This window comes from Streptomyces sp. NPDC002276 (genome assembly GCF_053891435.1).
Genome location: NZ_JBSFCQ010000021.1, coordinates 2324 through 28958, shown reverse-complemented (window position 1 = coordinate 28958; position 26635 = coordinate 2324). Strand labels below are relative to the sequence as shown.

Sequence of the window (26635 nt, the reverse complement as noted above, 5' to 3'; positions counted from 1 at the left end):
CGGCGCACTCCGGGGACAGTTCGACGTCATCGGCCGTCGACGTGCTCACAACTCGCCCCGGCTCCGCGCGTTGGCCATGGCCACGCCCGCCGACAGCCGCTCGGCATCCGTGGGAGGCCGCAGCGGTCCGAACGCGTCCCATTCGCGGCCTCCGCCGACCGGCCGGAGCTGCCAGTACGGTCCCTCGTGACCCATCACCCGGCCGACCTGACGGGTCGCCTCGTCGAACACGAGATCGCCGACCTCCGGCGTGAACTCGCTCATGCGCACCCCCGCCGCAGAGCGTCAGCGAGCTGGAGCGCGACATCCGCACGCACCCGCCCCAGGTCGATCAGGTTCAGGTCGGGGGAGGCCGCGTCGGCTCCCAGGGACGGCAGGACGATCCCCGCCGCCGTCAGCGCTCCGCGCAGCACTTCGACCGCCTCGACGGCTTCGGCTGTGCCCGAATTCTGTGCAGTGGTCATGAACTCAGCGTCGCGGCGGGGCAGTTGAGCCAGCCAGCGGATATTCATGGATATTCTCGCGTAGGGGTGAAGTATTCACATGCTTTCTGATATCGCGGCAGGTGAGACGTAGCCGACGAGCAAGTGGTGGCGCAAGGCTGATCCGAAACCCTATGAGAGGGGCAGGATCATGAGGCGATTGCGCTTCAACGGAACCGGCAGCGGCGAGGGCGGCTGCCCGTCCGTGCACGAGGACGTGGACACCGGCGAGATCATCGTGCACGGGCCACCGCTCACCGACCCCGAGGACATCGCTCAGTTACGGCACGTCGGGGAGGGAGAGGTGCCGATCGTCGTACCTCGTGAACTGATCGTGGATTGGGGGCCCAAGGACGTGACGCGTGACGCGAGGATCATCGACCTGGACGCGTTCGGACAGCTCTTCGAGCGGTTCGAGCACACCGCCTGGCGGCTGGAGACCCGGCGTCGGTACGCGTCGGACGAGGCGACCGACACGTGGGCGCAGTTCGTCCGGGGCGAGGCACTGGTGTGGGACCTGACCACTCCGTGGTCCGTGACGGTCCGTGCGAAGACCGCGGGCGGGGCGCGGGTCGGGCGGGTGCGCATCGTAGACGACCCGGCCACCCAGGGGCAGCGCTACCTGCTCGCATACGCAGAGAAGAACACCGCCCTGGGCGAGGACATCCGCAACCTCCCGCGGGCCGAGGCTGATCGCCTGAGCCTCCCGGCCGAAGACTTCTGGATCTTCGACTCCCGGCTCGTCGCGCTCCTCCGCTTCGACGCCGACGACAACTTCACCGACGTGGAGCTGATCACCGAACCGGCCGAGGTCGTCAGGTACGCCATGGTCCGGGACGCGGCCATGCACCACGCTGTCCCGTACGAGCAGTTCGCGGCCGACATGAGCACCAGGGAGCAGTGATCGGAACCGGTGAGTACCGACTTCCAGCAGGCCCGCGCGGCGCTCGGCGAGCGTCTCCGTGAACTGCGCGAAACTGCCCCTGGCGGTCGGCTCACCGGCACGATCCTCGCCCAGCGGCTGGGTTGGCCCCAGTCGAAGATCAGCAAGCTGGAGAACGGCAAGCAGACGGCCACGGCCGACGAGCTGCGCGCCTGGGCCGAGGCCACCGGCCGACCGGAGGCGGACGGGGAACTCCTCGCTCGCCTCCGGGGACTTGAGTCCCACATCCGCTCGTGGCGGCGCCAGCTCGCCGCCGGTCACAAGGCCGTCCAGGACGCGCACAACGAAGCTCAGGCACGGGCGGCCGTGCTCCACGCCTGGGAGTCGTCGTGGATCGTCGGCGTGCTCCAGACGCCCGATTACGCGCGCGCGATTCTCAGCCGATTCACCGAACTGCACGGCTCCGTCCGGGACATCGAGGAAGCCGTACGCTCCCGTATGAAGCGCCAGGAGGGCCTCTACAGCGGCAGCCGGAGGTATCACATCCTCCTCTGGGAGCCGGTGCTGAGCGCGCTGGTCTGCCCGCCCTCGGTGCTCGCCGCACAACTCGACCGGCTCTCCGGCGTCATCGGCCTGGACACGGTCGAACTCGGGATCGTACCCATCGGCGCGCCTCTGAAGATCCCGCCCGGCGGTGGCTTCTGGGTCTACGACGAACAACAGGTCGTCGTCGAGAACTGGCACGCGGAACTCTGGCTCGACGACGCGGACAGCGTCGCCACGCACCTCAAGGTCTGGCGCACCCTGCGCGAATCCGCCGTCTTCGGCCCCGACGCCCAGAACCTGATCAGCCACGCGCGCCGGACCCTCACCGTCGCCTGACAGGCACCTGCCCCTCCGATCACCTACGAGTGCGCGGCTCCGCCGCACGGGCGCGACCAGCCGCGACGGAGCCGCAGACGACCGCCGGCACCCCCCTGACCTGCCCGGATCCCCAGCCCCCCGCCGCGCATTACCCTGGGAGGCTGACCGTCCCCCCTGTCAGGAGAGAAATGGCCGTCAACCTGGTCAATGTCGAGAACGTCAGCAAGGTGTACGGCACCCGTGCCCTGCTCGACGGTGTCTCGCTCGGTGTCTCCGAAGGGGACCGGATCGGGGTCGTGGGCCGCAACGGAGACGGCAAGACCACCCTGATCCGGATGCTCGCCAAGCTGGAGGAGTCCGACACCGGCCGCGTCACCCACTCCGGAGGACTCCGTCTCGGGGTCCTCACCCAGCATGATTCGCTGGACCCGGAGGCGACCGTCCGGCACGAGGTCATCCGGGACATGGCCGACCACGAGTGGGCGGGCAACGCCAAGATCCGCGATGTGCTGACGGGACTCTTCGGCGGGCTCGACCTGCCGGGCTTCCCGCAGGGACTCGACACCGTGATCGGCCCGCTCTCCGGTGGTGAGCGTCGCCGTATCGCGCTCGCCAAGCTGCTCATCGAGGACCAGGACCTGGTCGTCCTCGACGAGCCGACGAACCACCTCGACGTCGAGGGCATCGCCTGGCTCGCCCAGCATCTGCGCGAGCGGCGCTCCGCGCTCGTCTGCGTGACGCACGACCGCTGGTTCCTGGACCAGGTCTGCACGCGGATGTGGGACGTGCAGAAGGGCGACGTCTACGAGTACGAGGGCGGCTACACCGACTACGTCTTCGCCCGTGCCGAGCGCGAGCGCATCGCCGCCACCGAGGAGACCAAGCGGCAGAACCTGGTCCGCAAGGAGCTGGCCTGGCTGCGCCGGGGCGCCCCGGCCCGTACGTCCAAGCCGCGCTTCCGCGTCGAGGCCGCCAACGAACTGATCGCGGACGTACCGCCCCCGCGCGACACCAGCGAGCTGATGAAGTTCGCCTCGTCGAGGCTCGGCCGGACCGTCTTCGATCTGGAGGACGTGACCGTCCAGGCCGGGCCGAAGGTGCTGCTGAAGCACATCACTTGGCACCTCGGGCCCGGCGACCGCGTCGGCCTGGTCGGCGTCAACGGTGCCGGGAAGACCTCCCTGCTGCGGGCCCTCGCCGACGCCGCCCGCAGCGACGGTGAGACCCAGCCGGCCGCCGGCAAGGTCGTCGTAGGGAAGACGGTCAAGCTCGCGTATCTCTCCCAGGAGGTGGCCGAACTCAAGCCCACCCTGCGGGTGTTGGAGGCCGTGCAGCAGGTGCGGGAGCGGGTCGATCTCGGCAAGGGGCGGGAGATGACCGCGGGGCAGTTGTGCGAGACGTTCGGGTTCAACAAGGAGAAGCAGTGGACGCCGGTCGGGGATCTGTCGGGTGGTGAGCGGCGCAGGTTGCAGCTGCTGCGGCTGCTCATGGACGAGCCCAACGTCCTGTTCCTCGACGAGCCCACCAACGACCTCGACATCGAGACGCTGACCCAGCTGGAGGACGTCCTCGACGGCTGGCCCGGGTCGATGATCGTGATCTCCCACGACCGGTTCTTCGTCGAGCGCACCACCGACAAGGTGTACGCCCTCCTCGGCGACGCGACCCTGCGGATGCTGCCGCGCGGTATCGACGAGTACCTGGAGCGGCGCCACCGTATGGAGGAGGTCGCCGCGGCGGCCGTTCCCGTCGTGGAGAAGGCCGCGCCCGCCGTGAGCGCCGCTGACGCGCGGGCCGCGAAGAAGGAACTCCAGAAGATCGAGCGGCAGTTGGACAAGGTCTCCGAGAAGGAGACCAAGCTGCACGCCCAGATCGCCGACAACGCCACGGACTTCGCGAAAGTCGCCGAACTGGACGCGCAGTTGCGGGACTTGGGCGGCGAGCGCGAGGAGCTGGAGATGCGGTGGCTGGAACTCGCCGAGGACGCGTGAAAGGTGAGTGAAGGCGCATAACGGCGTTATCACGGGCCGGTTCTCCCTTGGGTACAGGGGTGAACCGGCCCGTTGTCCATGGACAGCCGAGTGATAGAAAGGGCCGTCTGAGAACCGACCGCACCGACCGCACCGACTGAAATGCGACTCCGGGTCCTTCGCGAACCTCGGGGCGTGGCTAAAAATCAGTGAACGAGGGGGAGCCGCTGATGACTCAGCCGCCCGAACAGCCGCCGTCCGGCGGTTACGGAGCGCCGCCGAACCAACCGCCACAGCCACCGTCCGGCGGCTTCGGCGCCCCGGTTCCTCCGGCGCCCGGCTACGGCTACCCGCAGCAGCCGGGTCCGTACAACTCCGGCCCCTACGGCCAGCCGCAGCAGCCCGGTCCGTACGGTCAGCCGCCCCAGCAGCAGCCCGGCCCCTACGGTCAGCAGTCCCAGCAGCCCGTCCCCTACGGGGGCTACGGGTACCCCCCGCCCCCGCCCCCGCAGTTCGCCCCGCCCCAACCCCCCTCCGGCCGCGGCCCCTTCAAGGGCAGGCCCGGTCTGCTGATCGCGGCGGCGGTCGCCGGGCTGCTGGTCGTCGGCGGCACGGTGTGGGCGGTCACCGGCGGCGGTGACGACAAGAAGCCGGTCGCGGAGAAGGCGGAGAAGAGCGACAGCCCGAAGCCCACCAGCAGTGACGACCCCGCCAACCCCGGCGACGGCAGCGGCGACGGCGGCAAGGACCCCGAGAACCTCAACGCGGGCCGCAAGTCCGGCGAGGCGAAGGTGCTCTGGTACAAGGAGGCGCCGGACGCGCCCGGTTCCGGCGCCGACGCCCCTGGCATGTGGATCACCAGCAAGACGGCGGTGAAGGCCGCGTACAAGGAGGTCGTCGCCTACAACGTCGGTGACGGCAACCCGACTTGGCCCACGATCACCTTCCCGCAGAAGATCTGCGCGGTCACCCCCGAGAAGTCCGCCGACGACAAGGTCGTGGTGGCGTACATGAGCGGTGTCAGCGACAGCGCCAAGTGCAACCACCTCCAGCAGCTCGACCTGAACACCGGGGCGAAGGGCTGGACCGCGACCGTCGCGGACGGCGGCCTGTTCGACAGCGCGCTCAGCATCGGCCTGACCATCACCGGCAAGACCCTGATGGTGGGCCGTTCGCAGTCGGGCGTGGCCTACGACCTCGCCACCGGCAAGCGGCTCTACGAGAAGAAGAAGTACGGCGCGGCCTGCTTCCCGTCCGCGTTCGCGGGCGGCGGCAAGCTGCTCGTCGTCTCGTCCTGCGGGGCGGGCTCCGACACCGCCCACGACGAGGTGCAGGAACTCGACCCGGCGACCGGCAGTGCCAAGTGGACGAAGGCGATCCCCAAGGGCTGGACGGTCTCCCACGTGTACTCCGTGGACCCGGTCGTCCTCTACATGACCGACGCGGACAACAAGCACTGGAACATCTCGACGCTGAAGAGCGACGGTTCCGTCCGCTCGCAGGTCGACTCCAAGGCCGCCTTCGCCCCCTCCTGCGGTCTGTCGATCCTCGACCAGAACCTCCAGGGCTGCCAGGGCGTCGCGGTCGACGCGAACACCCTCTACCTCCCGACCGACGCGACGACCGGCGCCAACCAGATCGTCGCGATCGACCTGGCCACCGGCAAGGAGAAGTGGCGCGTCAAGTCGCCCGAGGACGAGTCGATGCTGCCGGTCAAGGCCGAGGGCGGCAAGCTCATCGCCTATGTCGAGGCCGCCTACGACGCGGGCGGCCAGGTCGTGTCCGTCCCGACGACCGGCTCCTCGCACACCACGACGAAGCTGCTCCAGATGCCCGCGGGCACCGCGAAGATCGAGTCGAGCTTCTTCTCCCGGGACATCGACTACGTCGACGGGCGCTTCTACATCTCGTCGACCCGGCTGAACGGCAATGACGACACGAAGGAGAAGTTGATGCTCGCCTACGGCAAGTGAGTTCCCCACTTCTCCCCGTCCCGCCGTCCTTCCCGAGGTACTCGTCATGACCCAGCCGCCCCCGCCCCCGCCGAACCAGCCCCCGCAGCCGGGCGGCTTCGGCCCGCCCCAGGACCAGCCCCCGCAGCAGCCCCCGCCCCCACCGGGCTACGGCTACCCGCAGGCACCGCCCCCGCCACCGCCCCAGCAGCCCGGCTACGGCTACCCCGGCCAGCAGCCCAACCCGTACGCGCAGCCCCCGCAGCAGCCGTACGGGCAGCAGCCCAACCCCTATGGCCAGCAGCCCGGTTACGGCTACCCGGGGCCGGGCGGGCCCGGTCAGCCGACCATGCCGTTGCACCCGCAGCCGGGCCAACCGGGCGGCGGCGGACGGAAGTTCGGGGCGTCCGCGGTGATCATCACCGCGGCGGTCGTGGCGATCGCGCTGATCGTCGGCGGCGGAATCTGGTACTCGTCCTCGTCCGGCAAGGACGACAAGGCCGCCGACAAGAAGACGACGGCCGACTCAACTCCCTCCGACAGCAAGGGCGGTACGACCTCCGGCGGCAAGGAGAAGGTGCCCGCCGACACCGCCTCCAAGGTCCTCTTCCAGGTCCCGATGCCCAAGGTCGCCGACACCATGGTGACCACCGGCTCCTGGCTCACCGACAAGGTGTACGCCAAGAGCGGGGCCGCCGAGATCGACGGCTACGACCGCGACTCCGGCGCCAAACTGTGGACGATCAAACTCCCCGGCCCGGTCTGCCAGGCCACCAGGAACACCACCACCGACGGCAGAACGGCGATCCTCTACGAGCCCGCCATGCCGACCAAGGCCAAGCCCTCCAACGGGTGCAGCCAGATTGCCGCGATCGACCTGAACGCGGGCACCAAACTGTGGACCAAGACCGCCAACTCCGGTGACCAGCCGATCAGTTTCGAGAACGTCACCGTCAGCGCGAACACCGTCGCCGTCGGCAGCACCAACGGCGGCGCCGCCTTCGACATCACCACCGGCAAGGTCCTGTGGAGCCCCAAGGTCGCCGACTGCTACGACGACGGCTACGGCGGCGGCGCCAAACTGGTCGCGGTCCGCAAGTGCGGCACGTACGACTCGCCCACCCTGCACATCCAGACCATCGACCCCGTCTCCGGGAAGGTGCTCTCGGACTACAAGATGGCCCAGGGCATCGAGTACGCCAGCATCGTGTCGACCGACCCGCTGGTCGTCGCGGCCGACGTCGGCGACAGCGCGGGCGACGGCAGCGGCATCTCCGACTACTTCTCCATCGACAACAGGACCGGCGCCCTGCGCGCCCACATCCCGGCACCGGGCAAGCAGTACGCGGGCCGCTGCGACGGCATCACCCGCGTCGAGGCCTGCACCGAACTCGCCGTAGGGAACGACCGGTTGTACGTCCCCACCGAGGAACACGACGGCTCCGGCGACTCCTACAGCAAGACCAACGAGATCGTCGCCTTCGACCTCGCCACCGGCAAGCAGACCGGCCAGCGCGCCGACGCCGGCGACGGCTACACCATCACCCCGCTGCGCATGGACGGCAGCGACCTGCTCGCCTACAAGTACCCGCCCTACGACAAGGGCGGCCAGATCGTCAGCATCGACGGCAACTCCTTCAAGGAGACGACGCTGCTGGAGAACCCGAGCACCGAGACGGTACGGGACGCGGAGACCAGCTTCCTGCCGGACTACGCGGAGATCCTCTACGCGGAGGGCCGGCTGTACATGTCGGCGGTCTACGCGGACAAGCCCTCGTCGTCCGCCACCGACGACAAGGACCTGGCGATCGCCTTCGGCGCAACAGGCTGAAGCAACAGGCTGAACCACCACCCCCATTCACCTTCTCCCTCACCACCCTCATCACCCGTGAATGCCCCGGAATGCGAAAAAGTCAGTCGATCCGGGGCACTTCTCTCCGGTAGGGGCAGCGCAACGTCGAACAAGCGTGTAGCTTCCGGGGGCATGAAGAACGGGGGTGCTGGGGGCCCTCTGTTCTTGGGGACCGGTGGGCATCCATAGTGGGCATCCATTGGGGGGACTGGGGGGTTGCTCGATGGGAGTGCGGCTGATGGTGGTCGACGACCACCGATTGCTCGCCGAGGCACTGGCCTCGGCACTGAAGCTGCGGGGACACCGGGTGCTGGCCGCGGCGGCGCCCGCGGCGGGCGCGGCGGAACTGGTGATCACCCGCGCGCCCGAGGTGTGCCTGCTGGGCACGGCGACACCGGCCGAGCCGGGCATCTTCGACCCGGTGGTGAAGATCAAGCGGGAACGCCCGCAGGTGGCGGTCCTGGTCCTCGGCCCGGTCCCGAGCCCCCGCGGCATCGCGGCGGCCTTCGCGGCCGGCGCCTCGGGCTATGTCCGCCACGACGAGCGCATAGAGGGCGTGGAACGCGCCATCATGAAGGCCAGGGCAGGCGAAGCAGCCGTAGCACCGCAGCTGTTGCAAGGCGCCTTCAGCGAACTCCTCAACCCGGCGGCCCAGCCCGACGACGAGGGCCAACGCCTCCTCCAGATGCTCACGCCGAGGGAGGTGGAGGTCCTGGTCCGGGTGGCCGACGGCGAGGACACCCGCCTGATCGCGGCGGGCATGGGCATAGCCCCGTCGACGGCCCGAACGCACGTCCAGCGGGTCCTGATGAAGCTGGGGGTGGGTTCGCGCCTGGAGGCGGCGGCGCTCGCGGCCCGCACAGGACTGCTGGACAGGGCGGGCCCACTGACCAGTTCGGCGGGGCTGGACGCGTAATGGATCAGCGGTGGGTGCGGGAGGAATCCCGCGTCACGTGGGAGGCCATGAGCCGTAAGGAACACGCGGCCGTCCTACGGGCCGTCCGCAGGCGTAGACCGTCAAAGGACCCTGCCACGGCACTGCTGGCGCTGCACTGGGCCTGGACGGTCATCGGCCCGCCCGGCGCCCGCAGGCGCTACCCCTGGCTGGCCCTTTTCGACCCCCCTGGGCCGGCTTTTCTCACCGACATCTACGACGGCACCCCGCGCAACGACGCCCGCACATACGCCCGCCGCGACGCCCGGAAGGTCGAGGCGGCGTATCTGCCGTTCCTGGAGTCCCTGGGTGTGGACACGGGTCAGCCGTGACGGTTGGCGCGTATGCGGTGGAGGAGGGCGGCGAGGGCGGTGGGGGTGGTGGTGAGGAAGGTGGCGGGGGTGTCGCTTTCGCGGAGGTGGAGGGTGGTGGGGGTGGTGGCGAGTTCGATGCAGGCGTTGCCGTCGCCGCCGCCGGAGAAGGACGACTTCTGCCAGTTGGTCAGGGGTGTCATGGTGCGCCTCACAGTTCCTTCGTCAGCCTGTGGATGAAGTCACGCGAGCGTTCGGGGTCGAGTGACACACCCTTCACTCTACGGAAAAGCGTTCGGAAGCTGCCGAGTTGCGCCTCGGAGTCGACGAAGGCGGAACCGTGGGGCGCGTCCCGCACGACCGTGTCCAGCTTGGGCACAGTGCCACCCGCGTACACCATGGCGCTTCCGGCATCGATGAATCCATCCAGGTCGAACGGGATGACACGTACGGTCACGTGGTCCGCTTCCGAGAGTTCCAGGACGCGGGTGAGTTGAGCTCGTGACGCGGGACGGTCGCCGACCCGGATGCGCAGGGCCCCCTCGTGCACTACGGCTTCGTACGGAGTCGGTTGGGCACCCTCGATGATGCGGTGTCGCTTCATCCGGTGTTCGGTCCGCAGTTCGAGGTCTCTCGGGGGAAGCGCGGGCACTCTGTGCGAGAAGACCGCGCGAGCATAGTCCTTCGTCTGGAGCAGGCCGGGGACATGGAGGAAATCCACGTCCCAGCGGTAGGTGGCGTGGTGCTCCAGCTCGGACAGGTCCAGGAACGACGTGGGCAGCAGCCCCCGGTACTCCTCCCACCAACCGCGTGTCCGATCCGTGGCCATTGCGATCAGCGCATCGATCAACTCCTCGTCCTCGCAGGAGTAATGAGCGGCGAGGCTGCGTACGCGTTCCTCGCTCACTCCTGCGATTCCGGACTCCATCTGACTCATCTGGGCGGAGTCGGACCCGACCAGCGCGGCGGCTTCCCGTGCTTTGAGTCCTGCTGTCTCACGCAGCTTCCGCAGTTCAATGCCCAGGCGTTCCTGGCGCGCGGTGACTTGCCGTCTGCGCGGCATGGCTTCCTCTCTCGCCCCAACTGCCGTGGGGCGGTGACTCGTTCGGGGGCAGATTACGACAACGACTTGCACTGTTCCAAATTTTACCCGTACCGTCGGTGACGCGACGTACACGCTGCGGAAGCGCACCGCCTCGTCCTGCCATGACGGTTGCGGCAATGCCACCGCCTCTCACTCCTCCCCTCATCAGGAGCTGCCGTATGCCCGAAACCGAGTCCGAACCCTGGGAGTACTCCCTCTCCATCCCGAACGACCGCCGAGCCGTCACCGTCTGCCGCCGTACCCTCCGCCTGGTCCTCACCGTGCACGGACTCATCGGCGTCGCGGACACCGCCGAACTCCTCGCGACGGAACTGGTGGCCAACGCCGTACTGCACACCAAGGGGCCGGCGATGCTCGGGGTGCGGTGGTCGGCGGGGGTGCTACGGGTGGGGGCGTGGGACGCGGATCCCGAACCTCCTGAGCCGCCGGGCCAGTTGGCGAAGCTCTTGGACGCCGAAGCAGGCCGAGGCCTCGCCCTGGTTCGGGCCTGCGCCGACCTCTGGGGATGGCAGCCGCTGTCGAGGAACGGACAGCGCGGCAAGTACGTGTGGTGCGAACTGGGCGTGGCCCAGGGCCAAGAACGCGGCCGACGCCAACTCCCCAGGGGCGCGCAGCTGTGACAACGTGCGGCTCCGCCACGCGGGGTGTGTCAGCTCGCCTGCTGACGTACAGCCGTCCGCAACTCACGGACGCCGGTTGTACGCGGGTGCCGTTCGGCCAACTCGTGGACGATGCCGCGGATCGCGGGCCGGTCCCGGACCTCGGCCGGGCTGGCGCGGTACGCGGACAGCAATGCCTGGGCGGTCTGCTCGGGGCGCTGCCATGCCCACCACGCTCGCGCCATGTCGGTGCCCAGTCGGGCCTTGCGCTCGGCAGTGGGGAACTGCGCGGGGCGCAGGTTCTTCCCGGCTTCGAGGGCGGCGCCCGCGTCTCCGAGGGCCCAGTGCACTCCGACCGCGTACAGGTCGACCGCGGCCGGATTGATGGGGAACAGGCGTCCTGCTGGGGCGGCTTGAGGCAGTCGGCTGGCGGCGCGGCGGGCTTCCTCGGCCATGGTCAGGGCTTCGGCGCGGTGGCCGCCGCGGGCGGCGGTGTAGGCGAGGGTGCAGAGCATCTGCGCGTACGCGGACGCCGACGCCTCGGTCCGCAGGCCGGTGGTTTCCACACCGGAGGCCGCGGCCGACATGAGGCGCTGGGCCTCCTCATTGCGGTTCTGGTGGCGCAGGACGATTGCCAACTCCCGGACCGCGGCGGCTGATGCGAGCGGTGAGCCGGAGACCTCGGCCCAGGTCCGGGCGCGGTCCGCGGTGAGCCGGGCCTGCTCGTAGGAGCCGAGCTTGCTCAGTACGGCGGCGGCGAGGCTGTAGACGGAGGAGAGCCGGGCCTGATCGAGTTCCCGGCGCGAGGAAGCGGCGGCGTGCCCGTCGGCGATGAGGCCGGGCAACACGGCGAGCAGACGCGCGTGCGTGCCCTTGTCGTACAGCTCGCGGGCCGCGGCCAGCCGGGCGTCCAGCGATCCGGCGCCGGTCGGTGCGGGGGTGTCGGCCAGGGCCTCGTCCACCCCCAGCAGCAGGGCGGCCGGACCGGCGACTGCCGTTGCGGTGAGCAGCGTACGGCGGCGCATCGGGTCCTCCTCGGCATGCGGACTGGCCGACACTCTAGTGGCCGTCGATGCCGTCGGGGTGGGTGGCGCAAGGGAACTCACCAGGACGTGTTGTGGGACGCCGACTTCGAGTGCGGCGCGGTGCACCAGGGTCAGGTCGACGACTCTGGTGCTGCGTTCCAGCCGGGAGACCGTGGCCGGTGAGCAGCCGAGCCGGTCGCCGAGGGCGGCAAGAGTCCACGCGTGGTGTTCGCGGCCGAGGCGAATGAGTGCGCCCGGGCGCCGTTGCGCGGTCAACTCGCGCGCTTTCGTACTGTTCCAGAGCGGGTCAACGGGCACAGGCCCCTCCCACACCGCACGGCCGGGGCCTCTCACGCTACGGACCCGCAGCGGGGTCGTCGAGACCGCTTGCACACCGTGCAAAACCCTTGCGCAGCACGAGTGCTGACCATCCGTCAGGTGTCCGGCGCGGTGTGCTGGGTGCAGTGGCCCCGAACCGCGGGGCACCGTCCAAGGAGGCATCATGGCAACGGCTGTCGCACCCTCACCGGCCACCGACCCGACGTGCGTCCCGGCCCGCTCCGTACGGAAGGTCGTGCCGACCGATCTGTGGGACAAGCAGGTCGCACTCCTCGTACGCGACTACCCGTACGACTCGACCATGGCCGGCCGGGTTCTCGGACAGGGGTACGCGTATCTGCTGACCGCGATGAACCACCGGGGCGAGTCCCTGGGGCTTGCGCCTAGCAAGCTCGTCGACATCGGTGTTCACGCGATCATCCTCGACACCGTGGCGTACGCCGACCTGTGCGACTGCTTCAACGGCGGACACTTCCTGCACCACGTGCCCAAGGTCGAGATGAAGAACGACGGCTCGGTGATGAGGACGGCGACCGTGATCGCGGCCGACGGCTGGGACGTAGACCTGTCGTTGTGGACGGACGCCGCCGAGTGCGGCCCCTGCCACCCTGGCAACGACTCGCACTGACCGAGGGGTCCGCCGGGCCCTGGCCGATTCCGGCCGGGGCCTCACGCGCGCGAGGGTGAGAATCCCCGGAATCGGCATATCGGCGGACCCTGTTCGCCAAGATTGTCCGCGTGACGACCACCTCCTCGGACCTCTGGCACCACTACGGGCGCAGCCGCGCCGAGCGTGACCGGGCGGTCCCCGGTACGTTCCACTGGAACTGGAGCCAGGACGGTGGCCCGGGCCCGGAAGCGCTGGGGGACCTGTCCGGACTGGTCGTCGGTGACCTTGGCGCCGGGGCTGCCCGGCACGCCGCCCACCTCGTCACCCACCACGAACCCGCTCGGGTTGTTGCCGTGGACGCCTCCCCGGGCCAGCACGACATGGCCATCCACCTGTTCGGCCACCTGGCACCACGTCTGAGCATCGTGGCCTCCGACGCCGTGTCGCACCTGAAGGCGACGACCAACACCTACGACGTGCTCTACAGCGTCTTCGGCGCCCTCGACTTCACCGACCCCCGTGAGCTGCTGCCCGCGGCTGCCACCGCTCTCAAGCCGGGCGGACGTCTGGTGTTCTCCACGCTCGCGCACTATCTGAGCGGCGCCCCCGCGCAACCGGACGTGGTGGCCGCCGCCGTCCCGGCGAAGACGCCGGAGGGGGACGTGTGCACGATGCGTCGGTGGGTGCTTCAGGAGCAGGTCTGGGTGAAGGTTCTGGACGAGGCCGGGTTCACCGAAACGGTCGTCGACTTGTTGCCGTCGACCGTCGAGGGACCACGCACCGCGGGCACACTGCTGGTCACGTCACTACGATCGTGGGATGTTCGAGTACCACAGGTGAATCACGGTCAGGGAGACCGCGGCCGATGACGATGATGAGCCGCGGTTGCGGCAGATCGTCGATGAGCTTCGTCGTCACATCGCCCAGATGGACAGCCCGTACTTGCTTGACCTCAGGTGGATGAACGGCGAACCGTTCATCCACCTCGGCGGCATTTCCAATCACCGCTCATCTCCCGACGTGGTCGAGCTGTTTGAGCCCCTTCACGGGTTGAGGCCTTGTGACCGCTGCCACAGCCGCCACGGCCGCCGTCGCTCGCGAGGTGGCTACAAGCCCCCCTCTTCCTCCTCCGGTACCTCCGACAGTTCCACCGGAGGCGTCGGCCGCAGCTTCAGCCACCCCAGGAAGAAGATGCCGAGCAGCAGCATCGCGATCCCGGTCCACAGGTTGATGTTGACGCCCTCGGACTTGTCCAGCGAGGAGTCCGACGGGTTGATCCCGGCGATCGTGACGATCACGCCGTAGACGACGAACAACCCACCGATGATCAGCCGCAGGTCGAAGAGGCGGGACGCGGTCGTCGACTTGCCCTCCAGCTCGCTGACTTCGCGCTGGAGATCATGCTCGGAGTGATCTGAGTGACCTGAGTGTTCGGACATGGTTTCTCAATCCTCCGCGACTAGAACGAGAACGGGATGTAGCACAGCGCGGCCAGGATCACCGCGCCCCAGCCGAGCAGGGCCGGGCGGCGGTACCACGCGTCGTCGCCCGCGGCGGGGGCCTCGGTCATGCCGGGGGATGTCGTGCCGTAGATCAGGCCTTGGAGCTGTTCCGCCGGCTTCGGTTGCGTGAAGAGGGAGACCGCGAACATGACCACCGCACCCGCGACGAACCCGGCGATCGCGGAGACGAAGTTGGCGCCCTGGTCGGAGGGGATGGAGATGATGCCCTGCTTGTAGATCCAGAAGTAGTTCAGCATCGCGGTCACCGTGCCCGCGAGGAGGCCCCAGAAGCCGGACCTGGGCGTGGCCTTCTTCCAGAACATGCCGACGATGAAGACCACGAACATCGGCACGTTGAAGAAGGAGAAGAGCGTCTGTAGGTAGCTCATGATGTTCGAGAAGGAGGAGGCCAGGAAGGCTGTGCCCACCGACGCCGCCACGCCTACCACCGTGATCAGGCGACCGAAGCGGACGTAGTACTCGTCCTCGCGGTCCGTCACTACGTACTTCGCCCAGATGTCGTTCGTGAAGACCGTGTTGAAGGACGAGACGTTGGCCGCCATGCCCGCCATGAACGCCGCCAGCAGACCCGTCACCGCGATGCCGAGGACGCCGTTGGGCAGCAGCTGTTCCATCAGGTACGGGATCGCGTCGTTGTACTGGAGGTCCGAGCCACTGGTGCCGATCTTCGGGACCAGCGCCGCCGCCACCAGGCCCGGGATCATCACCAGGAACACGATGAAGACCTTCGGGTACGCGGCGATGAGCGGGGTGCGCTGGGCGGCTGAGAGGTTCTTCGCCGAGAGCGCGCGCTGTACCTCCGCGAAGTTCGTCGTCCAGTAGCCGAAGGACAGCACGAAGCCCAGGCCCAGCACGATGGTCAGCCAGTTCGCGCCGAGCGGGTTGACGCTGCCGATGCCGGTGCCGCCCCACGCGGTGGTGAAGTTGTGGCCGTGGGTCGCGTCCAGTTTGTGGGTCAGGCCGTCCCAGCCGCCGACCTTCTTCAGGCCGAGGTAGGAGATGGGGATGAGCGCCGCGAGGATCACGAAGAACTGGAGCACTTCGTTGTAGATCGCGGACGACAGCCCGCCGAGGGTGATGTACGCGAGCACGAACGCACCCGCGACCACGATCGCCACCCACTGCGGCCAGCCCAGCAGCGCCTCGACGACGATCGCGAGGGCGTAGAGATTGACGCCCGCGATGAGGATGGCCGCGAAGGCGAACAGGATCGAACTCAGCAGGTGTGCCCACTTGTCGAAGCGGAGGAGCAGGAACTCCGGGACCGAGCGCACCTTCGAGCCGTAGTAGAAGGGCATCATCACCAGGCCGAGGAAGACCATGGCCGGGATGGCGCCGATCCAGTACCAGTGCACGGTGTACGCGCCGTACTGCGCGCTGTTGGCGGCCATGCCGAGGATCTCGGTGGCGGCCAGGTTGGCCGAGATGAAGGCGAGGCCGGTGATCCAGGCCGGTAGGGATCGTCCGGAGAGGAAGAAGTCGAGGCTCGTCTTCACCGATCTGCGGGCGGCCAGGCCGATGCCGAGGACGACGACGAAGTAGATCGCCAGGATCGTGTAGTCGAGCCCGTTGGTGGGGAGCCGGAGCTCGGCGGCGAGGGAGATGGGGGAGGTGGGGGGCTGGGGAGTCTGCATCAAGCGCTCACCTTGTTTGTGTTCTTCGTTTGGTGTTCTTTGTTTGATTTTGATGGTGACGACTGGGGGGATCGGTGGTTTGATGTGTTTAGTTCTGTGTGAAGCCCGGATGTGGCGTGGATGGTGGCGTGGATGTACGTACGGATGGAGAGCCCGGCGTGAAGAAGACCTCGACCCGGTTGGCCGACGGTCGTGAGCTCATCTACTACGACCTGCGGGACGACACCGTGCGCGACGCGGTGGACCGCCGCCCGCTGGAGCGCACGGTCACCACTTCGGAGGTACGGCGGGACGTGCTGCTCGGCGACTCGGTGGCGATCGCCTCGCACCGCCAGGGCCGCACCTACCACCCGCCGGCCGACCAGTGCCCGCTCTGCCCGACGACGGGCGACCGGCTCAGCGAGATCCCGGACTCCTCGTACGACGTCGTCGTGTTCGAGAACCGTTTCCCCTCGCTGGCCGGCGACTCCGGCCGCTGCGAGGTGGTCTGCTTCACCTCCGACCACGACGCGTCCTTCGCCGCGCTGACCGAGGAGCAGGCGGCCCTCGTCCTCGACGCGTGGACGGACCGGACCTCGGAGCTGTCGCATCTTCCCTCCGTCGAGCAGGTCTTCTGTTTCGAGAACCGCGGCGAAGAGATCGGTGTGACCCTCGGTCATCCCCACGGCCAGATCTACGCGTACCCCTTCACCACCCCGCGCACCGCCCTGATGCTGCGTTCACTCGCGGCGCACAAGGAGGCGACCGGCGGGGAGAACCTCTTCGATTCGGTCCTGGAGCGCGAACTCGCCGGTGAGCGGGTCGTCCTTGAGGGTGAACACTGGGCCGCCTTCGTGCCGTACGCGGCGCACTGGCCCTTCGAGGTCCACCTGTATCCCAAGCGCCGGGTGCCCGATCTGCTCGGCCTGGACGAGGCGGCCCGCACAGAGTTCCCCAAGGTCTATCTGGAACTCTTGAGGCGCTTCGACCGGATCTTCGGTGAGGGAGAGCCTCCGACGCCGTACATCTCCGCCTGGCACCAGGCGCCGTTCGGCACGCTGGAGGAGTTCGAGGGTGTGAGCAGGGACGACTTCGCGCTCCACCTTGAGCTTTTCACCATTCGCCGCACTTCCGGCAAGCTGAAGTTCCTCGCGGGTTCCGAGTCCGGCATGAGCGTGTTCATCAACGACGTGCCGCCGGAGCGCGCGGCCGAGCGACTGCGAGAGGTAGCGAGTTGATGAGCGGTAAGTACCTGGTCACGGGCGGGGCGGGTTACGTCGGCAGCGTGGTCGCCCAGCACCTGCTGGAGGCGGGCCACGAGGTCACCGTCCTGGACAACCTCTCGACGGGTTTCAGGGAGGGCGTCCCGGCGGGTGCCACCTTCATCGAGGGCGACATCCGCGACGCCGCCAAGTGGCTCGACTCCTCCTTCGACGCCGTGCTGCACTTCGCCGCCTTCTCCCAGGTCGGCGAGTCCGTCGTCAAGCCGGAGAAGTACTGGGAGAACAACGTCGGCGGCTCGATGGCCCTCCTCGCCTCGATGCGCGAGGCCGGCGTCCGCAAGCTCGTCTTCTCCTCCACGGCGGCCACGTACGGCGAGCCGGAGGAGGTCCCGATCGTCGAGACCGCCCGCACCTCCCCGACCAACCCCTACGGCGCCTCGAAGCTCTCGGTCGACTTCATGATCACGAGCGAGGCGGCGGCCCACGGCCTCGGCGCGGTCTCCCTGCGCTACTTCAACGTGGCCGGTGCGTACGGCAGTTGCGGCGAGCGGCACGCCCCCGAGTCGCACCTCATCCCGCTCGTGCTCCAGGTCGCCCAGGGCAAGCGGGACGCGATCTCCGTCTACGGCGACGACTACCCGACGCCGGACGGCACCTGCGTCCGTGACTACATCCACGTCGCGGACCTGGCCGACGCGCACCTGCTGGCGCTGAAGGCGGCCACGCCCGGCGAGCACCTGATCTGCAACCTGGGCAACGGCGAGGGCTTCTCCGTCCGCCAGGTCATCGAGACGGTCCGCCAGGTCACCGGGCACCCGATCCCCGAGATCGTCGCCCCGCGCCGCGGCGGCGACCCGGCGACCCTGGTCGCCTCGGCGGACCGCGCCAAGGAGCGCCTCGGCTGGAACCCGACCCGCGCGGACCTCGCGGGCATCGTCGCGGACGCGTGGGCGTTCGCGCAGAACGTATCGAAGGGTTAGGAGACGACACGTGGGTGTACTTGAGGGCTTCGAGGAGCTGTACGGCACCGCTCCCGAGGGCGTCTGGGCCGCGCCGGGCCGGGTCAACCTGATCGGCGAGTACACCGACTTCAACGAGGGCTTCGTGATGCCGCTCGCCCTGCCGCACACGGCGGTGGCGGCGGTGTCCCGCCGCAGCGACGGAGTCCTCCGGCTCCACTCGGCGGACATCGAGGGCCCGGTCGTGGAACTGCATGTCGAGGAACTGGCTCCGCGCACCAACACCAGCTGGGCCGCGTATCCGGCGGGCGTGGTCTGGGTGTTGCGCGAGGCGGGTCACCAAGTGACCGGCGCTGACATCCACTTGTCGTCCACGGTGCCGACGGGCGCGGGCCTGTCGTCCTCGGCGGCGTTGGAGGTCGTCACGGCCCTGGCCCTGAACGACCTCTTCGAACTCGGCCTGTCCGGGCCGGAGTTGGCCCGCTTCTCGCAGCGCGCGGAGAACGACTTCGTCGGCGTCCCCTGCGGGATCATGGACCAGACGGCCTCGGCCTGCGCCGAGGAGGGCCACGCGCTCCACCTCGACTGCCGCGATCTGTCGATCCGTCAGATCCCGTTCGACCTGGCGTCGGAGGGCCTGTCGCTCCTGGTGGTCGACAGCCGTGTCAAGCACGCCCTCGGAGACGGCGAGTACGCGGAACGCCGCGAGGGCTGCGAGGAGGGCGCCCGCCAACTCGGCGTCCCCTTCCTGCGGGACGTGGCGTACGAGGACCTGGAGTCGTCACTGGCGCGGCTGAGCGATGAGCGGATCCGGCGCTACGTCCGCCATGTCGTCTCCGACGACCACCGGGTGGACCAGGTCATCAACCTGCTCGACGCGGGCGAGGTCCGCGCGATCGGCCCGGTGCTGACCGAGGGGCACGCCTCCCTCCGCGACGATCTGCGCATCTCCTGCCCGGAGTTGGACCTCGTGGTCGACACGGCGGTCGGCGCGGGCGCCCTCGGGGCCCGGATGACGGGCGGCGGCTTCGGCGGCTCGGCGATCGTCCTGGTCGAGGCCACGGACGCGGACACGGTCACGAAGGCGGTGGAGGAGGCGTTCGCGGCGGCGGGCTACACCGCACCGCGCGTGTTCCCGGCGGTGCCTTCGGCGGGGGCGCGGCGGGTGGCGTGAGGCCCGGCGCCTTGCCGGGCGAGTCGGGTCGGCTCGGGTCAGGTCGGGTCAGGTCGGGTCGCGAGGTGTCGCCCCCCAACGTGCTCTCGGGCTCGCGACGGCTTCATCGTGCCGTTGCGGGTCCGGCGGCCACCCAGGTGCTGAGCGCGGGCACCCGCACGTAGACGCCCACGTCGTCGAGGCGGCAACTGGGGCCCCAGGCGACCAGACCCCAGACCCTGTTCGCGGCCAGTACCGGGCTGCCGGAGTCGCCTGTGCAGGTGTTGCGGGTGGCTTCGGGGGCCGGTACGGCGCACAGTTGCCAGGCGGGGTTGGGGGCGATGTCCAGGTCGCGCTGCGCGCGGGCGCACCGCTCGCCGGGTACGAAACGCAGCGGGACCGAGGTGCGGCGGCAGGGGCGACCCGGCCGTAGCCGTCTCGTCCCCAGCCGAACTCGGTGCCGGTGGCGGGCAGTTGGTCGCTCGGGGCCGGTAGGCGGGCGGGTGCGGCGGTGGCCTTGCCCGCCAGTACCAGGAGCGCGGCGTCCACGGTTCGCCCCTGTTGCGTGCGGGGATGCGGGAGGACCGCGCGGACGGGCAGTCGCTGACCGGGGACGGGTGCGCTGCGGCACAGGTTGTCGGCCCCGACGACGGCGTCCACGGAGCCGGGCCGTCTGCCGCGCACACAGTGGGCCGCGGTGAGGACCACGGTGGGGGAGACCAGGACGCCTCCGCAGAACTGGCCGTTGAAGAGGTTCCCGGCGGGTGAGGACGCGTTGACCAGGGCCACGACCGGGCCGGTGTCGGTGTCGGTGCCGGGACGCGGATCCGGGGTGCTTCCGCGAGGGCCCGCCGAGCCGCCCGGCAGCAGGCCGATGAGGATCATCAGCACCGCTGCCGGGACGCTCGTCACGAGGCGACGGGGCATGGGCGGTTCAGCATGACTTCTTCTTCGTCTCCACGGTCAGGCCCAGCACGTTGTCCCACACGTAGGCGGAGCCGCCGACGTGGTAACGCACCCGGATTCCGGCCATGCGCACCCCGGAGGCGGCGGTGACCTGGAGATGCAGGACCAGGTTGTTCGCGACTTTCGCGTTGTCGGACTGGGGGGAGACGGTCGCTCCCACGGCCTTGCGGCGGTGGGCCCAGTCGATGCCGGGTCCGGTGCGCGCTTCCGGATCGGGGGGCCAGCCGTGGCCGTAGCCGATGAAGGCCGACGAGTTGGACACGATGAGTGCCTCGACCAGTCGTACGCCGTTCGCCTCGCGCAGCGTGATCTTGTCGATGACGAGGGCCTTGGCGCCGTAGTTGTGCAACTCGTCGCCGCCGAAGAAGATGCTGCCGCTTGTCTTCGCGGTAATGCACACCTTGCCCGATCCGCCGTCGGAGTATCCGGGCTCGTCCAACGGCCCATCGGTGGAGTCCTGCTGCTGTGCCACGGAGCAGCCTGCTGTCAGGGCCGCAAGCAGTATGAGAGCTGGCAGCGACGGTCTTACGTTCATCGGGTGTGCCCGCTGTTCGTGGTGGTGGCGACGAAGTTGTACGGGTGCTTGCCACCCACTGCTCCGCCGGTACCGCAGAGGCAGCGGTTGGCGTTGAAGGTGTAGTCCACCGTTGCGTCGCTGGAGTAGCCGGTTTCGACCGACAGGTCGATGCCGATCACATCGGCGAGACTGGCGCCGTCGGTCCAGGTGATGGCGTGGGAGGTGGTCCGGGTGAAATGGGTGTCTTTCTGGTAGTAGGCGCAGTGTTTGGCGGTGGGGATGTAGGCGGCGCTCGTCTTCGCACCGCCGTAGTAGCCCCTGGCCCGCACCTCGTAGTGCTGGCTGATCGTGGATCCCCGGCCGCCCATGCCGATCGTCATCGAGTTGGACTTGGAGATCGAGCCGCTTCCGGTGAAGCTGCCGTAGGCGCCGGTGGCGGAGACGCCGACACCCAGCGAACTGTCCGCACCCCTGCTGTACTCGAAGCTGTGCTGGACGCCGGTGGTGGCGCTGTAGGTCTGGCCGGCGATCACCCAATGCTCGCCCAGCTTCTTCTTCAGCGTGCCGCTGCAGCCCTTGGTGACGCCCGCGTCGGCGGTCGTGTCGCTCGCTGTGGATTCGGCGGCTGCGGCGTCGTCCGCGGCGGAGGCGGTCGCGCTGTCCGGATCGTCCGTCAGGGACTCGGGTGCCGAACTGCTCTCCTCGTCAACGCCGTTGCCGGCGTCGACGGTGGAGCTTGAGTATTCGGAGGTGGACAGCGCGTTGTCCAACACCAGGTCGGCGACCACGGGGGTGGTGTCAGCGATGGTGGTCGAGTCCGTATCCGACGTGACTGCGTCTGTGGCCGCCGCCAGATACGCCGTGGTGCTCGACGAAGTGACCAGTGTGCGGGGGAAGCTGAACAGGGCCTGGTGGCTGCCCGAGTACGCGACAGTTTCGAGGTTCACCGTGCCGTCCGCTGCGGCCTCCGGGGTCAGGGAGGATGCGGAGGCCACCCGCAGGACGTAGCCGCCGCTGCTGTCGGAGACCGCCTTCGCGACGGGCTGAAGTTTCACCGAGTCCCCCTCTTCGAGGGCGTCGTCCGACTCGTTGTCCGGCCAGGCGTACAGGACCACGTCCGCTCCGGCCGCCACGTTTCCGGCGGCGTCCTTGACCGTGCCGCTGCTGATCACCGGCGTGGTGAGGTCGGCCGAGTCGGTGATGCCCGCGAGTTCGGAGTCCTCGTAGGTGATGGTCAGATGCGGTTCTACGGCATCGTCTCCGGAGACGTAGTTCGCGGAGCGGTAGCGCCGCCAGGTCAGGGAGTCGGTCTCGTCGACCGCGCGCAGTTGGATGCCGTAGTTGGGGGCGCCGTCCGCCCAGGCCTGCACGATGGCGTCGACGTCCCAGTGGCTGTAGGCGGCGGGGCAGGACGAGGAGTAGCCGTGGGCCCCGGTGTTGACCACCTCGCCGGTTCCGGTCACGGTCGGCACGGTGTCCCAGGTGACGGCGGTGGGATCCCAGTCGGAGGTGACCCGGCGGACCCGGATGCCGGAGCCGGCCGTGGAGCAGGTGGACGACCAGTAGGAGTACAGGGACAGGTCGGTGTCCACGATGTGGGAGCCGACGATGTCGGATACGTCGAACTTCAGGTAGGCGCGGGCCCGGTGGGTGCCGCCGTCGTACGAGCCCACCCGCAGCTCCTCCGAAGAGCGTTGCGAGTCGGTGTAGTTGGGGCTCTCCATCCAGGTGTCGGTGCTGACCGCCAGCGTGGTGGTCGGGTCGATGGTCAGCGGACAGCTGACGTCGGCGGCGTCGAGGAAGCTCAAGTCGGGGGTGAGGACGAGGACTTGGCCCTGGTCGGTGCTCTCGATCCGGGACGCGACCGGGGCGTCGTGCGCGGCGAGCCCGGAGGCGGGGTCGACGGCCGAGTCCCACATGTGCGGTGCCGGGGCGTCGGCGACCGTCCTGCCGCTCCCGTCGGTCAACAGCAGGTGGCCGGAACCGGTCTGGGAGACCTTCAGTCCCTGCGAGGTCGTCAGCGGCATCCGGATGGTCAGCGGACCGTCGGGCCGTTCGTGGAGGACGACCTGCTCGGAGAACCCGCTGGGCAGCGCCGTCACCACCAGGTCGCCCCGGACACCGCGTCGGCGTACGTCGCCGTGTTCCCGTCCAGGGTCGGCGTCGGCAGGTCGCCTCCGACGGACAGGGCCAGCGAGGTCCCTCCGTCCGTCACCTTGGCGAAGGGCCCCGTCCCGCCGTCGGAGAGGTCGAGGCCCGCCACCGTCGCGCCGGGGGTGACCGAGGCTCCCGTGTCGGCGAGTGTGGTGTCGACGGGCGTCCAGGTACCGTCCTGGCGGACCCGGATCGGCTCCTGGAACACCTCGGTGGTCAGCGCGCCGTTCGGGTTGACCCACGTGGTCGAGTCCTCGGTGCGCTTGCTGGTGACCTCGACCCGCTTGCCCTGTTCCACGGCCTGTGCCCGGGCCGAGGTCATGTCCGACGCACCCGGCGAGTCCGTGGCGCCGGCTGACGAAGTCTTCGCGTCCGCGCCGGCGGCCACCGAACCGCCGGAGACCAGCAGTGCGAGTGCGCAGGCGAGTACGGCCGTCCGTGCGGCCGTTCGAAGATGTCTAGGGCATGACAAATGCCGTGTCATGTGCATCTGCTCCCCCGTTGGTGCACCTGCCGTGACAGCGGCAAGTAAATGGGGAGTAAGAGTGCTCGGGCAACACCAGTTCTCCATACCTTTGACTTGGTTGACCATCTGTTGACGATCTCAAGGAGCCGTGAGCCTCCGTACCCCCGGCGCCAGCAGTGCCGCCCCCGTGGCCAGTACCACCAGAGCCGCGCAGCCCGCGAGGGCGTGCCCCAGTCCCACGGTCGCCGCGAGTGGTCCCGCGATCAGCAGGCCCAGGGGGGCGAAGGACAGGGAGCCGAAGTAGTCGTAGGAGCTGACCCGGGAGAGGGACTCCTCCGGGATCTCGCGGTGGATCGTGGTGCTCCACAGGACGCCGAAGACGTCGCTGGAGACCCCGGCCGTGAACATCGCCACGGCGATCAGCCAGACCGGGGCCCGCACCGCGAGCAGGGCGACCGGTGCCGCCGTCGGGAACGTGGCCAGGACCGCCACCAGGATCGGGCGGCGGACCCGGACGCGGGAGGCCAGGCCCGCGCCGGCGATCGTGCCCAGGGCCTGCGCGGCGACGATCAGCGACCAGGCGCGCGCGCCGCCGAGATAGCGGTCGGCGGTCAGGGGGCCGAGGACGCCCACGTTCGCGTTGAGCGCCGCGATCACGATCGACCACTGGGCCACCACCACCCACAGCCACTGGCGGGACGCGAACTCCCGCCAGCCGTCGCGGAGATCGGCCCAGCCGGAGGTCTTCCGGGGCGGGCGGCTCGGTACTGGGAGGCGGGCGGTCAGGGCCGCGCTGAGGGCGAAGGACGCGGCGTTCAGGGCCAGCGCCCAGCCGGGACCGACCAGCGCCACCGTCACGCCCGAGAGCGACAGGCCCAGGAGCAGCGCGCTGTTGGTGCCCACCCGCAGCAGACCGTTCGCCCGCTGTAGGCGGTCCGCGGGGACCACCAGCGGCACGATGCCCTCCATCGCCGGGGCGAACAGGGCCGTCGCCGTACCGGCCGCCACCGCGAGCAGACACATCGCGAGAACCGGCGCGTGCCCGGACAGGACCAGCACGGCCAGGCCCGTGTACGCCCCGGCCCCCAGCACGTCCGCGAGCGCCATCAGCCGGGCGCGTGACATCCGGTCCGCGATCACCCCGCCGACCAGGATGAGCACCAGCTGCGGCACCGCCTGGCAGGCCAGGACCAGGGAGAGCCGGCCGGGTCCGGCGCCGGGCAGCGCCAGCACCGCGAAGGCGAGGGCCACCCGGGCGAATCCGTTGCCCAGTACGGAGACGGTGCGGGCGGCGGCGAGCAGCATGAAGGGCCGTTCACGCCACAGCGGTGATGTTCCGGCGCCCCGCGTCGAAGTGACTGTCACGGCCAGGGACTTTAGAGGGTCGACACCAACGCACGTCCACAACCGGCCACTTCACCGACCGCCCTGCTCAGCCCAGGTTCTTGGTGAGCGTGTACTCCGTGATCCCCGGCGGATAGTCCGGGATCACGGACACCACCTGGTACCCCTGCTTCTTGTAGAACTCCGGCGCCTGGAAGTCCCATGTCTCAAGCCGGGCCGCCACACAAGCGCGCTCGGTGACGGCGATCCGCTCGGCCGTGGCCAGAAGTCGGCCGCCCAGTCCCGTCCCCCGGTGTCGGCCGTCCACCCACAGATAGGTCACATGGAGCCAGTCCGCCCACGTGTGGCAGACCGCTCCGCCCGCCAGCTCCCCCGAGTCGTCCAACGCCCACACGTGGAGCGGAACTTCGCGTTCGCGAGGGGTTCCGCGCAGTGCCCGCAGCACCGGGGACGCGGCCGTGTTGGTTTCGAGCAGCCGGGCGCGGAGCAGATCGCGTCGCTCTCTGTCGACTTCCGTCTCAATACGAAACATGCGGCTCACCATAAACGCGCCGGACAGTCAGTTCTGCAAATTGGGTTCCGCTGCTGCGCCCCGGCCGTACCCTGTGAACAGCACCGGTGGGGGCCGGTGCTGATCAGGGGGCGAGACAAGTCGGGTACGACGCCCGATGTGGGGGTAGCAGTCTCTGCACGGCGGCGGCCGTGCGGTTGCGGCGGCTCCCGGGCGTCGTACCCGCAATCATCGCTTCGTCTCCCGACGATGAGGTATCCCCTGCTCCACCAGGAGCCTGGGGAAGGGGGTTTCGTGGTTCGCATCCGAGTCCTGGTCGTCGACGACCATCGCATTTTCGCCGAGTCGCTCGCCGCGGCACTGGCGGCCGAGCCAGATGTCGACGTGTCCGCGGCAGGCAGTGGTCCCGCCGCGCTGCGCAGCATGGAGCGCGCGAACGCCGAGGGCCGCAGATTCGACGTCCTGCTGGTCGACGCCGACCTGGGCGGCAATGTGCAGGGCATTCGCCCCGCGGTGCCGGTACAGGCGGGCAACGAGGACGGGCTGGTGGACGGGATCTCCCTGGTCGCCGGGGTCCGTTCCGCCCAGCCGAGCGTACGGATGGTCGTGCTGGCGGAGAAGGACGATCCGCGCCGGGCCGCGCTGGCGCTTCAGGCCGGGGCGTCCGGCTGGGTCGCCAAGGACTGCTCGCTGTCCAGGCTTTTAACCGTCATCCGAGGGGTGCTTCGCGACGAGACGCACCTGCCACCCGCCCTGCTGACCGGCGTCCTGCGCGAGTTGACGGCCGCACGCAAGCACCGCACCGAGAGCGAGCGTCTGGTGGAGTCGCTGACTCCCCGGGAGCGCGAGGTGCTGCGCTGCATGGTGGCCGGGCTGGGCCGGAAAGCGGTCGCCGAGCGACTGTTCCTCTCCCCGCACACAGTCCGGACGCATATGCAAAACGTGCTCGGCAAGCTGGGGGTCCACTCGACCCTCGCGGCGGTGGCTCTCGCTCGCCGCGCGGGCGTCGGTCCGGTCGACCTGGCCGGGGATGTTGTCGAGCGGGGCGGTCAACTGGCGTAGCGGGTCGGTGTGTTCGCCGTGGTGGGTGCGGGAGGGTTCCGTTCGTGCTCGGTGGGCTGGGGGTGCAGTCCGCTCTCGTGGCGGTCGCGCCGGCGAGGTGTCCCGGTGTCGGTCCGGTCGGTCTGGCCGGGGATGTTGTCGAGCGGGGCGGTCAACTGGCGTAGCGGGTCGGTGTGTTCGCCGTGGTGGGTGCGGGAGGGTTCCGTTCGTGCTCGGTG

Annotated in this window: 28 protein-coding genes and 2 pseudogenes; 15 read left to right on the top strand and 15 right to left on the bottom strand. The window is 69.3% G+C overall.

What is annotated here, in order from left to right; all coding sequences use genetic code 11:
- Positions 1-45: 45 nt before the first annotated feature.
- Together ACWIHT_RS38790 and ACWIHT_RS38785 are read right to left on the bottom strand one after the other, a co-directional pair.
- Positions 46-264, bottom strand: a complete 219-nt coding sequence (locus tag ACWIHT_RS38790) for a hypothetical protein (protein WP_456173214.1) — start codon at positions 262-264, stop codon at positions 46-48.
- On the bottom strand, positions 261-464 hold the full coding sequence (locus tag ACWIHT_RS38785; protein WP_456173213.1) for a hypothetical protein: 204 nt from the start codon (positions 462-464) through the stop codon (positions 261-263). The genes ACWIHT_RS38790 and ACWIHT_RS38785 overlap by 4 nt, the downstream gene beginning before the upstream one ends.
- Positions 465-630: 166 nt before the next feature.
- Here ACWIHT_RS38785 and ACWIHT_RS38780 point away from each other — a divergent pair, with 166 nt between their 5' ends.
- The 7 genes from ACWIHT_RS38780 to ACWIHT_RS38750 all read left to right on the top strand — a co-directional run bounded on the left by ACWIHT_RS38780 (position 631) and on the right by ACWIHT_RS38750 (position 9269).
- Positions 631-1386 (top strand): DUF6879 family protein, encoded by a 756-nt coding sequence (locus ACWIHT_RS38780; RefSeq protein WP_456173320.1) that lies wholly within the window; start codon positions 631-633, stop codon positions 1384-1386.
- A gap of 9 nt (positions 1387-1395) precedes the next feature.
- Positions 1396-2247: a helix-turn-helix domain-containing protein gene (locus ACWIHT_RS38775; protein ID WP_456173212.1), complete on the top strand. Its 852-nt coding sequence runs from the start codon at positions 1396-1398 to the stop codon at positions 2245-2247.
- Positions 2248-2417: 170 nt separating this feature from the next.
- On the top strand, positions 2418-4220 hold the full coding sequence (locus tag ACWIHT_RS38770; protein ID WP_456173211.1) for an ABC-F family ATP-binding cassette domain-containing protein: 1803 nt from the start codon (positions 2418-2420) through the stop codon (positions 4218-4220).
- Between the two features lie 209 nt (positions 4221-4429).
- Entirely contained in the window at positions 4430-6172 is a 1743-nt protein-coding gene (locus ACWIHT_RS38765; protein WP_456173210.1) for an outer membrane protein assembly factor BamB family protein, read from the top strand.
- Between the two features lie 46 nt (positions 6173-6218).
- Positions 6219-7982, top strand: coding sequence for an outer membrane protein assembly factor BamB family protein (locus ACWIHT_RS38760; RefSeq protein ID WP_456173209.1), 1764 nt, complete (start codon positions 6219-6221; stop codon positions 7980-7982).
- A 244-nt stretch (positions 7983-8226) separates the two neighbouring features.
- Positions 8227-8919, top strand: a complete 693-nt coding sequence (locus ACWIHT_RS38755; RefSeq protein ID WP_456173208.1) for a helix-turn-helix transcriptional regulator — start codon at positions 8227-8229, stop codon at positions 8917-8919.
- 47 nt (positions 8920-8966) lie between these two features.
- Positions 8967-9269 carry a hypothetical protein gene (locus ACWIHT_RS38750; RefSeq protein ID WP_456173207.1) on the top strand — a complete coding sequence of 101 codons (303 nt, stop codon included), beginning with the start codon at positions 8967-8969 and terminating at the stop codon, positions 9267-9269.
- Here the strand turns inward: ACWIHT_RS38750 and ACWIHT_RS38745 are convergent.
- Together ACWIHT_RS38745 and ACWIHT_RS38740 are read right to left on the bottom strand one after the other, a co-directional pair.
- Complete coding sequence (locus ACWIHT_RS38745) at positions 9260-9451, bottom strand: DUF397 domain-containing protein (RefSeq protein WP_456173206.1); 192 nt, start codon at positions 9449-9451, stop codon at positions 9260-9262. The genes ACWIHT_RS38750 and ACWIHT_RS38745 overlap by 10 nt on opposite strands.
- A gap of 8 nt (positions 9452-9459) precedes the next feature.
- Positions 9460-10311 carry a helix-turn-helix domain-containing protein gene (locus ACWIHT_RS38740; protein WP_456173205.1) on the bottom strand — a complete coding sequence of 284 codons (852 nt, stop codon included), beginning with the start codon at positions 10309-10311 and terminating at the stop codon, positions 9460-9462.
- Positions 10312-10511: 200 nt separating this feature from the next.
- Between ACWIHT_RS38740 and ACWIHT_RS38735 the strand changes: the two genes are divergently transcribed.
- Positions 10512-10973, top strand: a complete 462-nt coding sequence (locus tag ACWIHT_RS38735) for an ATP-binding protein (protein WP_456173204.1) — start codon at positions 10512-10514, stop codon at positions 10971-10973.
- Between the two features lie 29 nt (positions 10974-11002).
- Here the strand turns inward: ACWIHT_RS38735 and ACWIHT_RS38730 are convergent, their stop codons facing one another.
- Complete coding sequence (locus tag ACWIHT_RS38730) at positions 11003-12295, bottom strand: helix-turn-helix domain-containing protein (protein WP_456173203.1); 1293 nt, start codon at positions 12293-12295, stop codon at positions 11003-11005.
- Between the two features lie 184 nt (positions 12296-12479).
- On the opposite strand from ACWIHT_RS38730, the gene ACWIHT_RS38725 reads away from it, so the two are divergent.
- From ACWIHT_RS38725 to ACWIHT_RS38715, 3 genes and pseudogenes are all read left to right on the top strand, one after another.
- Positions 12480-12944 (top strand): hypothetical protein, encoded by a 465-nt coding sequence (locus ACWIHT_RS38725; protein ID WP_456173202.1) that lies wholly within the window; start codon positions 12480-12482, stop codon positions 12942-12944.
- A 110-nt stretch (positions 12945-13054) separates the two neighbouring features.
- Positions 13055-13795, top strand: coding sequence for a class I SAM-dependent methyltransferase (locus ACWIHT_RS38720; protein WP_456173200.1), 741 nt, complete (start codon positions 13055-13057; stop codon positions 13793-13795).
- Between the two features lie 16 nt (positions 13796-13811).
- Positions 13812-13910, top strand: a pseudogene (locus tag ACWIHT_RS38715) (Imm7 family immunity protein); the annotation flags it as partial.
- 122 nt (positions 13911-14032) lie between these two features.
- Here ACWIHT_RS38715 and ACWIHT_RS38710 read toward each other — a convergent pair.
- Together ACWIHT_RS38710 and ACWIHT_RS38705 are read right to left on the bottom strand one after the other, a co-directional pair.
- Positions 14033-14365, bottom strand: coding sequence for a hypothetical protein (locus ACWIHT_RS38710; protein ID WP_456173199.1), 333 nt, complete (start codon positions 14363-14365; stop codon positions 14033-14035).
- Between the two features lie 20 nt (positions 14366-14385).
- The gene (locus ACWIHT_RS38705) at positions 14386-16083 is read right to left on the bottom strand and encodes a sodium:solute symporter family protein (protein ID WP_456173198.1); all 1698 of its coding nucleotides are present in this window, start codon (positions 16081-16083) and stop codon (positions 14386-14388) included.
- A gap of 158 nt (positions 16084-16241) precedes the next feature.
- On the opposite strand from ACWIHT_RS38705, the gene galT reads away from it, so the two are divergent.
- From galT to galK, 3 genes are read left to right on the top strand one after another with little or no spacing between them, the layout of a single operon-like run.
- Positions 16242-17300: a galactose-1-phosphate uridylyltransferase gene (gene galT, locus ACWIHT_RS38700; protein WP_456173197.1), complete on the top strand. Its 1059-nt coding sequence runs from the start codon at positions 16242-16244 to the stop codon at positions 17298-17300.
- Entirely contained in the window at positions 17300-18265 is a 966-nt protein-coding gene (gene galE, locus ACWIHT_RS38695; RefSeq protein ID WP_456173196.1) for a UDP-glucose 4-epimerase GalE, read from the top strand. Before galT ends, galE begins: the two co-directional genes overlap by 1 nt.
- Before the next feature lie 10 nt (positions 18266-18275).
- Positions 18276-19418 carry a galactokinase gene (gene galK, locus ACWIHT_RS38690; RefSeq protein ID WP_456173195.1) on the top strand — a complete coding sequence of 381 codons (1143 nt, stop codon included), beginning with the start codon at positions 18276-18278 and terminating at the stop codon, positions 19416-19418.
- Between the two features lie 103 nt (positions 19419-19521).
- On the opposite strand, the gene ACWIHT_RS38685 is transcribed toward galK, so the two are convergent.
- From ACWIHT_RS38685 to ACWIHT_RS38655, 7 genes and pseudogenes are all read right to left on the bottom strand, one after another.
- Positions 19522-19791 (bottom strand): trypsin-like serine protease, encoded by a 270-nt coding sequence (locus ACWIHT_RS38685; RefSeq protein ID WP_456173319.1) that lies wholly within the window; start codon positions 19789-19791, stop codon positions 19522-19524.
- 41 nt (positions 19792-19832) lie between these two features.
- Positions 19833-20282: pseudogene (locus ACWIHT_RS38680) on the bottom strand (trypsin-like serine protease); the annotation flags it as partial.
- A 49-nt stretch (positions 20283-20331) separates the two neighbouring features.
- A complete protein-coding gene (locus ACWIHT_RS38675; RefSeq protein WP_456173194.1) occupies positions 20332-20835 on the bottom strand; it encodes a hypothetical protein in 504 nt (167 codons plus the stop codon).
- Between the two features lie 59 nt (positions 20836-20894).
- On the bottom strand, positions 20895-22982 hold the full coding sequence (locus tag ACWIHT_RS38670; protein ID WP_456173193.1) for a DNRLRE domain-containing protein: 2088 nt from the start codon (positions 22980-22982) through the stop codon (positions 20895-20897).
- The gene (locus ACWIHT_RS38665) at positions 22979-23356 is read right to left on the bottom strand and encodes a hypothetical protein (protein WP_456173192.1); all 378 of its coding nucleotides are present in this window, start codon (positions 23354-23356) and stop codon (positions 22979-22981) included. Before ACWIHT_RS38665 ends, ACWIHT_RS38670 begins: the two co-directional genes overlap by 4 nt.
- Before the next feature lie 282 nt (positions 23357-23638).
- Positions 23639-24865, bottom strand: a complete 1227-nt coding sequence (locus ACWIHT_RS38660) for an MFS transporter (protein ID WP_456173191.1) — start codon at positions 24863-24865, stop codon at positions 23639-23641.
- A 67-nt stretch (positions 24866-24932) separates the two neighbouring features.
- Positions 24933-25388, bottom strand: coding sequence for a GNAT family N-acetyltransferase (locus tag ACWIHT_RS38655; RefSeq protein WP_456173190.1), 456 nt, complete (start codon positions 25386-25388; stop codon positions 24933-24935).
- 261 nt (positions 25389-25649) lie between these two features.
- On the opposite strand from ACWIHT_RS38655, the gene ACWIHT_RS38650 reads away from it, so the two are divergent.
- On the top strand, positions 25650-26417 hold the full coding sequence (locus ACWIHT_RS38650) for a LuxR C-terminal-related transcriptional regulator (RefSeq protein WP_019066623.1): 768 nt from the start codon (positions 25650-25652) through the stop codon (positions 26415-26417).
- Here ACWIHT_RS38650 and ACWIHT_RS38645 read toward each other — a convergent pair.
- On the bottom strand, positions 26405-26635 hold a 231-nt coding region (locus tag ACWIHT_RS38645; protein ID WP_456173189.1), incomplete at its 5' end, for a hypothetical protein. The two genes, ACWIHT_RS38650 and ACWIHT_RS38645, sit on opposite strands and share 13 nt — an antisense overlap.

Excerpts from the sequence above, each read along its gene's own strand:
- ACWIHT_RS38790 (WP_456173214.1), bottom strand. The coding sequence starts at position 264 with ATGAGCGAGTTCACGCCGGAGGTCGGCGATCTCGTGTTCGACGAGGCG.
- ACWIHT_RS38785 (WP_456173213.1), bottom strand. The coding sequence starts at position 464 with ATGACCACTGCACAGAATTCGGGCACAGCCGAAGCCGTCGAGGCGGTC.
- ACWIHT_RS38770 (WP_456173211.1), top strand. The coding sequence starts at position 2,418 with ATGGCCGTCAACCTGGTCAATGTCGAGAACGTCAGCAAGGTGTACGGC.
- ACWIHT_RS38765 (WP_456173210.1), top strand. The coding sequence starts at position 4,430 with ATGACTCAGCCGCCCGAACAGCCGCCGTCCGGCGGTTACGGAGCGCCG.
- ACWIHT_RS38760 (WP_456173209.1), top strand. The coding sequence starts at position 6,219 with ATGACCCAGCCGCCCCCGCCCCCGCCGAACCAGCCCCCGCAGCCGGGC.
- ACWIHT_RS38755 (WP_456173208.1), top strand. The coding sequence starts at position 8,227 with ATGGGAGTGCGGCTGATGGTGGTCGACGACCACCGATTGCTCGCCGAG.
- ACWIHT_RS38750 (WP_456173207.1), top strand. The coding sequence starts at position 8,967 with ATGAGCCGTAAGGAACACGCGGCCGTCCTACGGGCCGTCCGCAGGCGT.
- ACWIHT_RS38745 (WP_456173206.1), bottom strand. The coding sequence starts at position 9,451 with ATGACACCCCTGACCAACTGGCAGAAGTCGTCCTTCTCCGGCGGCGGC.
- ACWIHT_RS38740 (WP_456173205.1), bottom strand. The coding sequence starts at position 10,311 with ATGCCGCGCAGACGGCAAGTCACCGCGCGCCAGGAACGCCTGGGCATT.
- ACWIHT_RS38735 (WP_456173204.1), top strand. The coding sequence starts at position 10,512 with ATGCCCGAAACCGAGTCCGAACCCTGGGAGTACTCCCTCTCCATCCCG.
- ACWIHT_RS38725 (WP_456173202.1), top strand. The coding sequence starts at position 12,480 with ATGGCAACGGCTGTCGCACCCTCACCGGCCACCGACCCGACGTGCGTC.
- ACWIHT_RS38710 (WP_456173199.1), bottom strand. The coding sequence starts at position 14,365 with ATGTCCGAACACTCAGGTCACTCAGATCACTCCGAGCATGATCTCCAG.
- ACWIHT_RS38705 (WP_456173198.1), bottom strand. The coding sequence starts at position 16,083 with ATGCAGACTCCCCAGCCCCCCACCTCCCCCATCTCCCTCGCCGCCGAG.
- galE (WP_456173196.1), top strand. The coding sequence starts at position 17,300 with ATGAGCGGTAAGTACCTGGTCACGGGCGGGGCGGGTTACGTCGGCAGC.
- ACWIHT_RS38665 (WP_456173192.1), bottom strand. The coding sequence starts at position 23,356 with ATGACCTCGGCCCGGGCACAGGCCGTGGAACAGGGCAAGCGGGTCGAG.
- ACWIHT_RS38655 (WP_456173190.1), bottom strand. The coding sequence starts at position 25,388 with ATGGTGAGCCGCATGTTTCGTATTGAGACGGAAGTCGACAGAGAGCGA.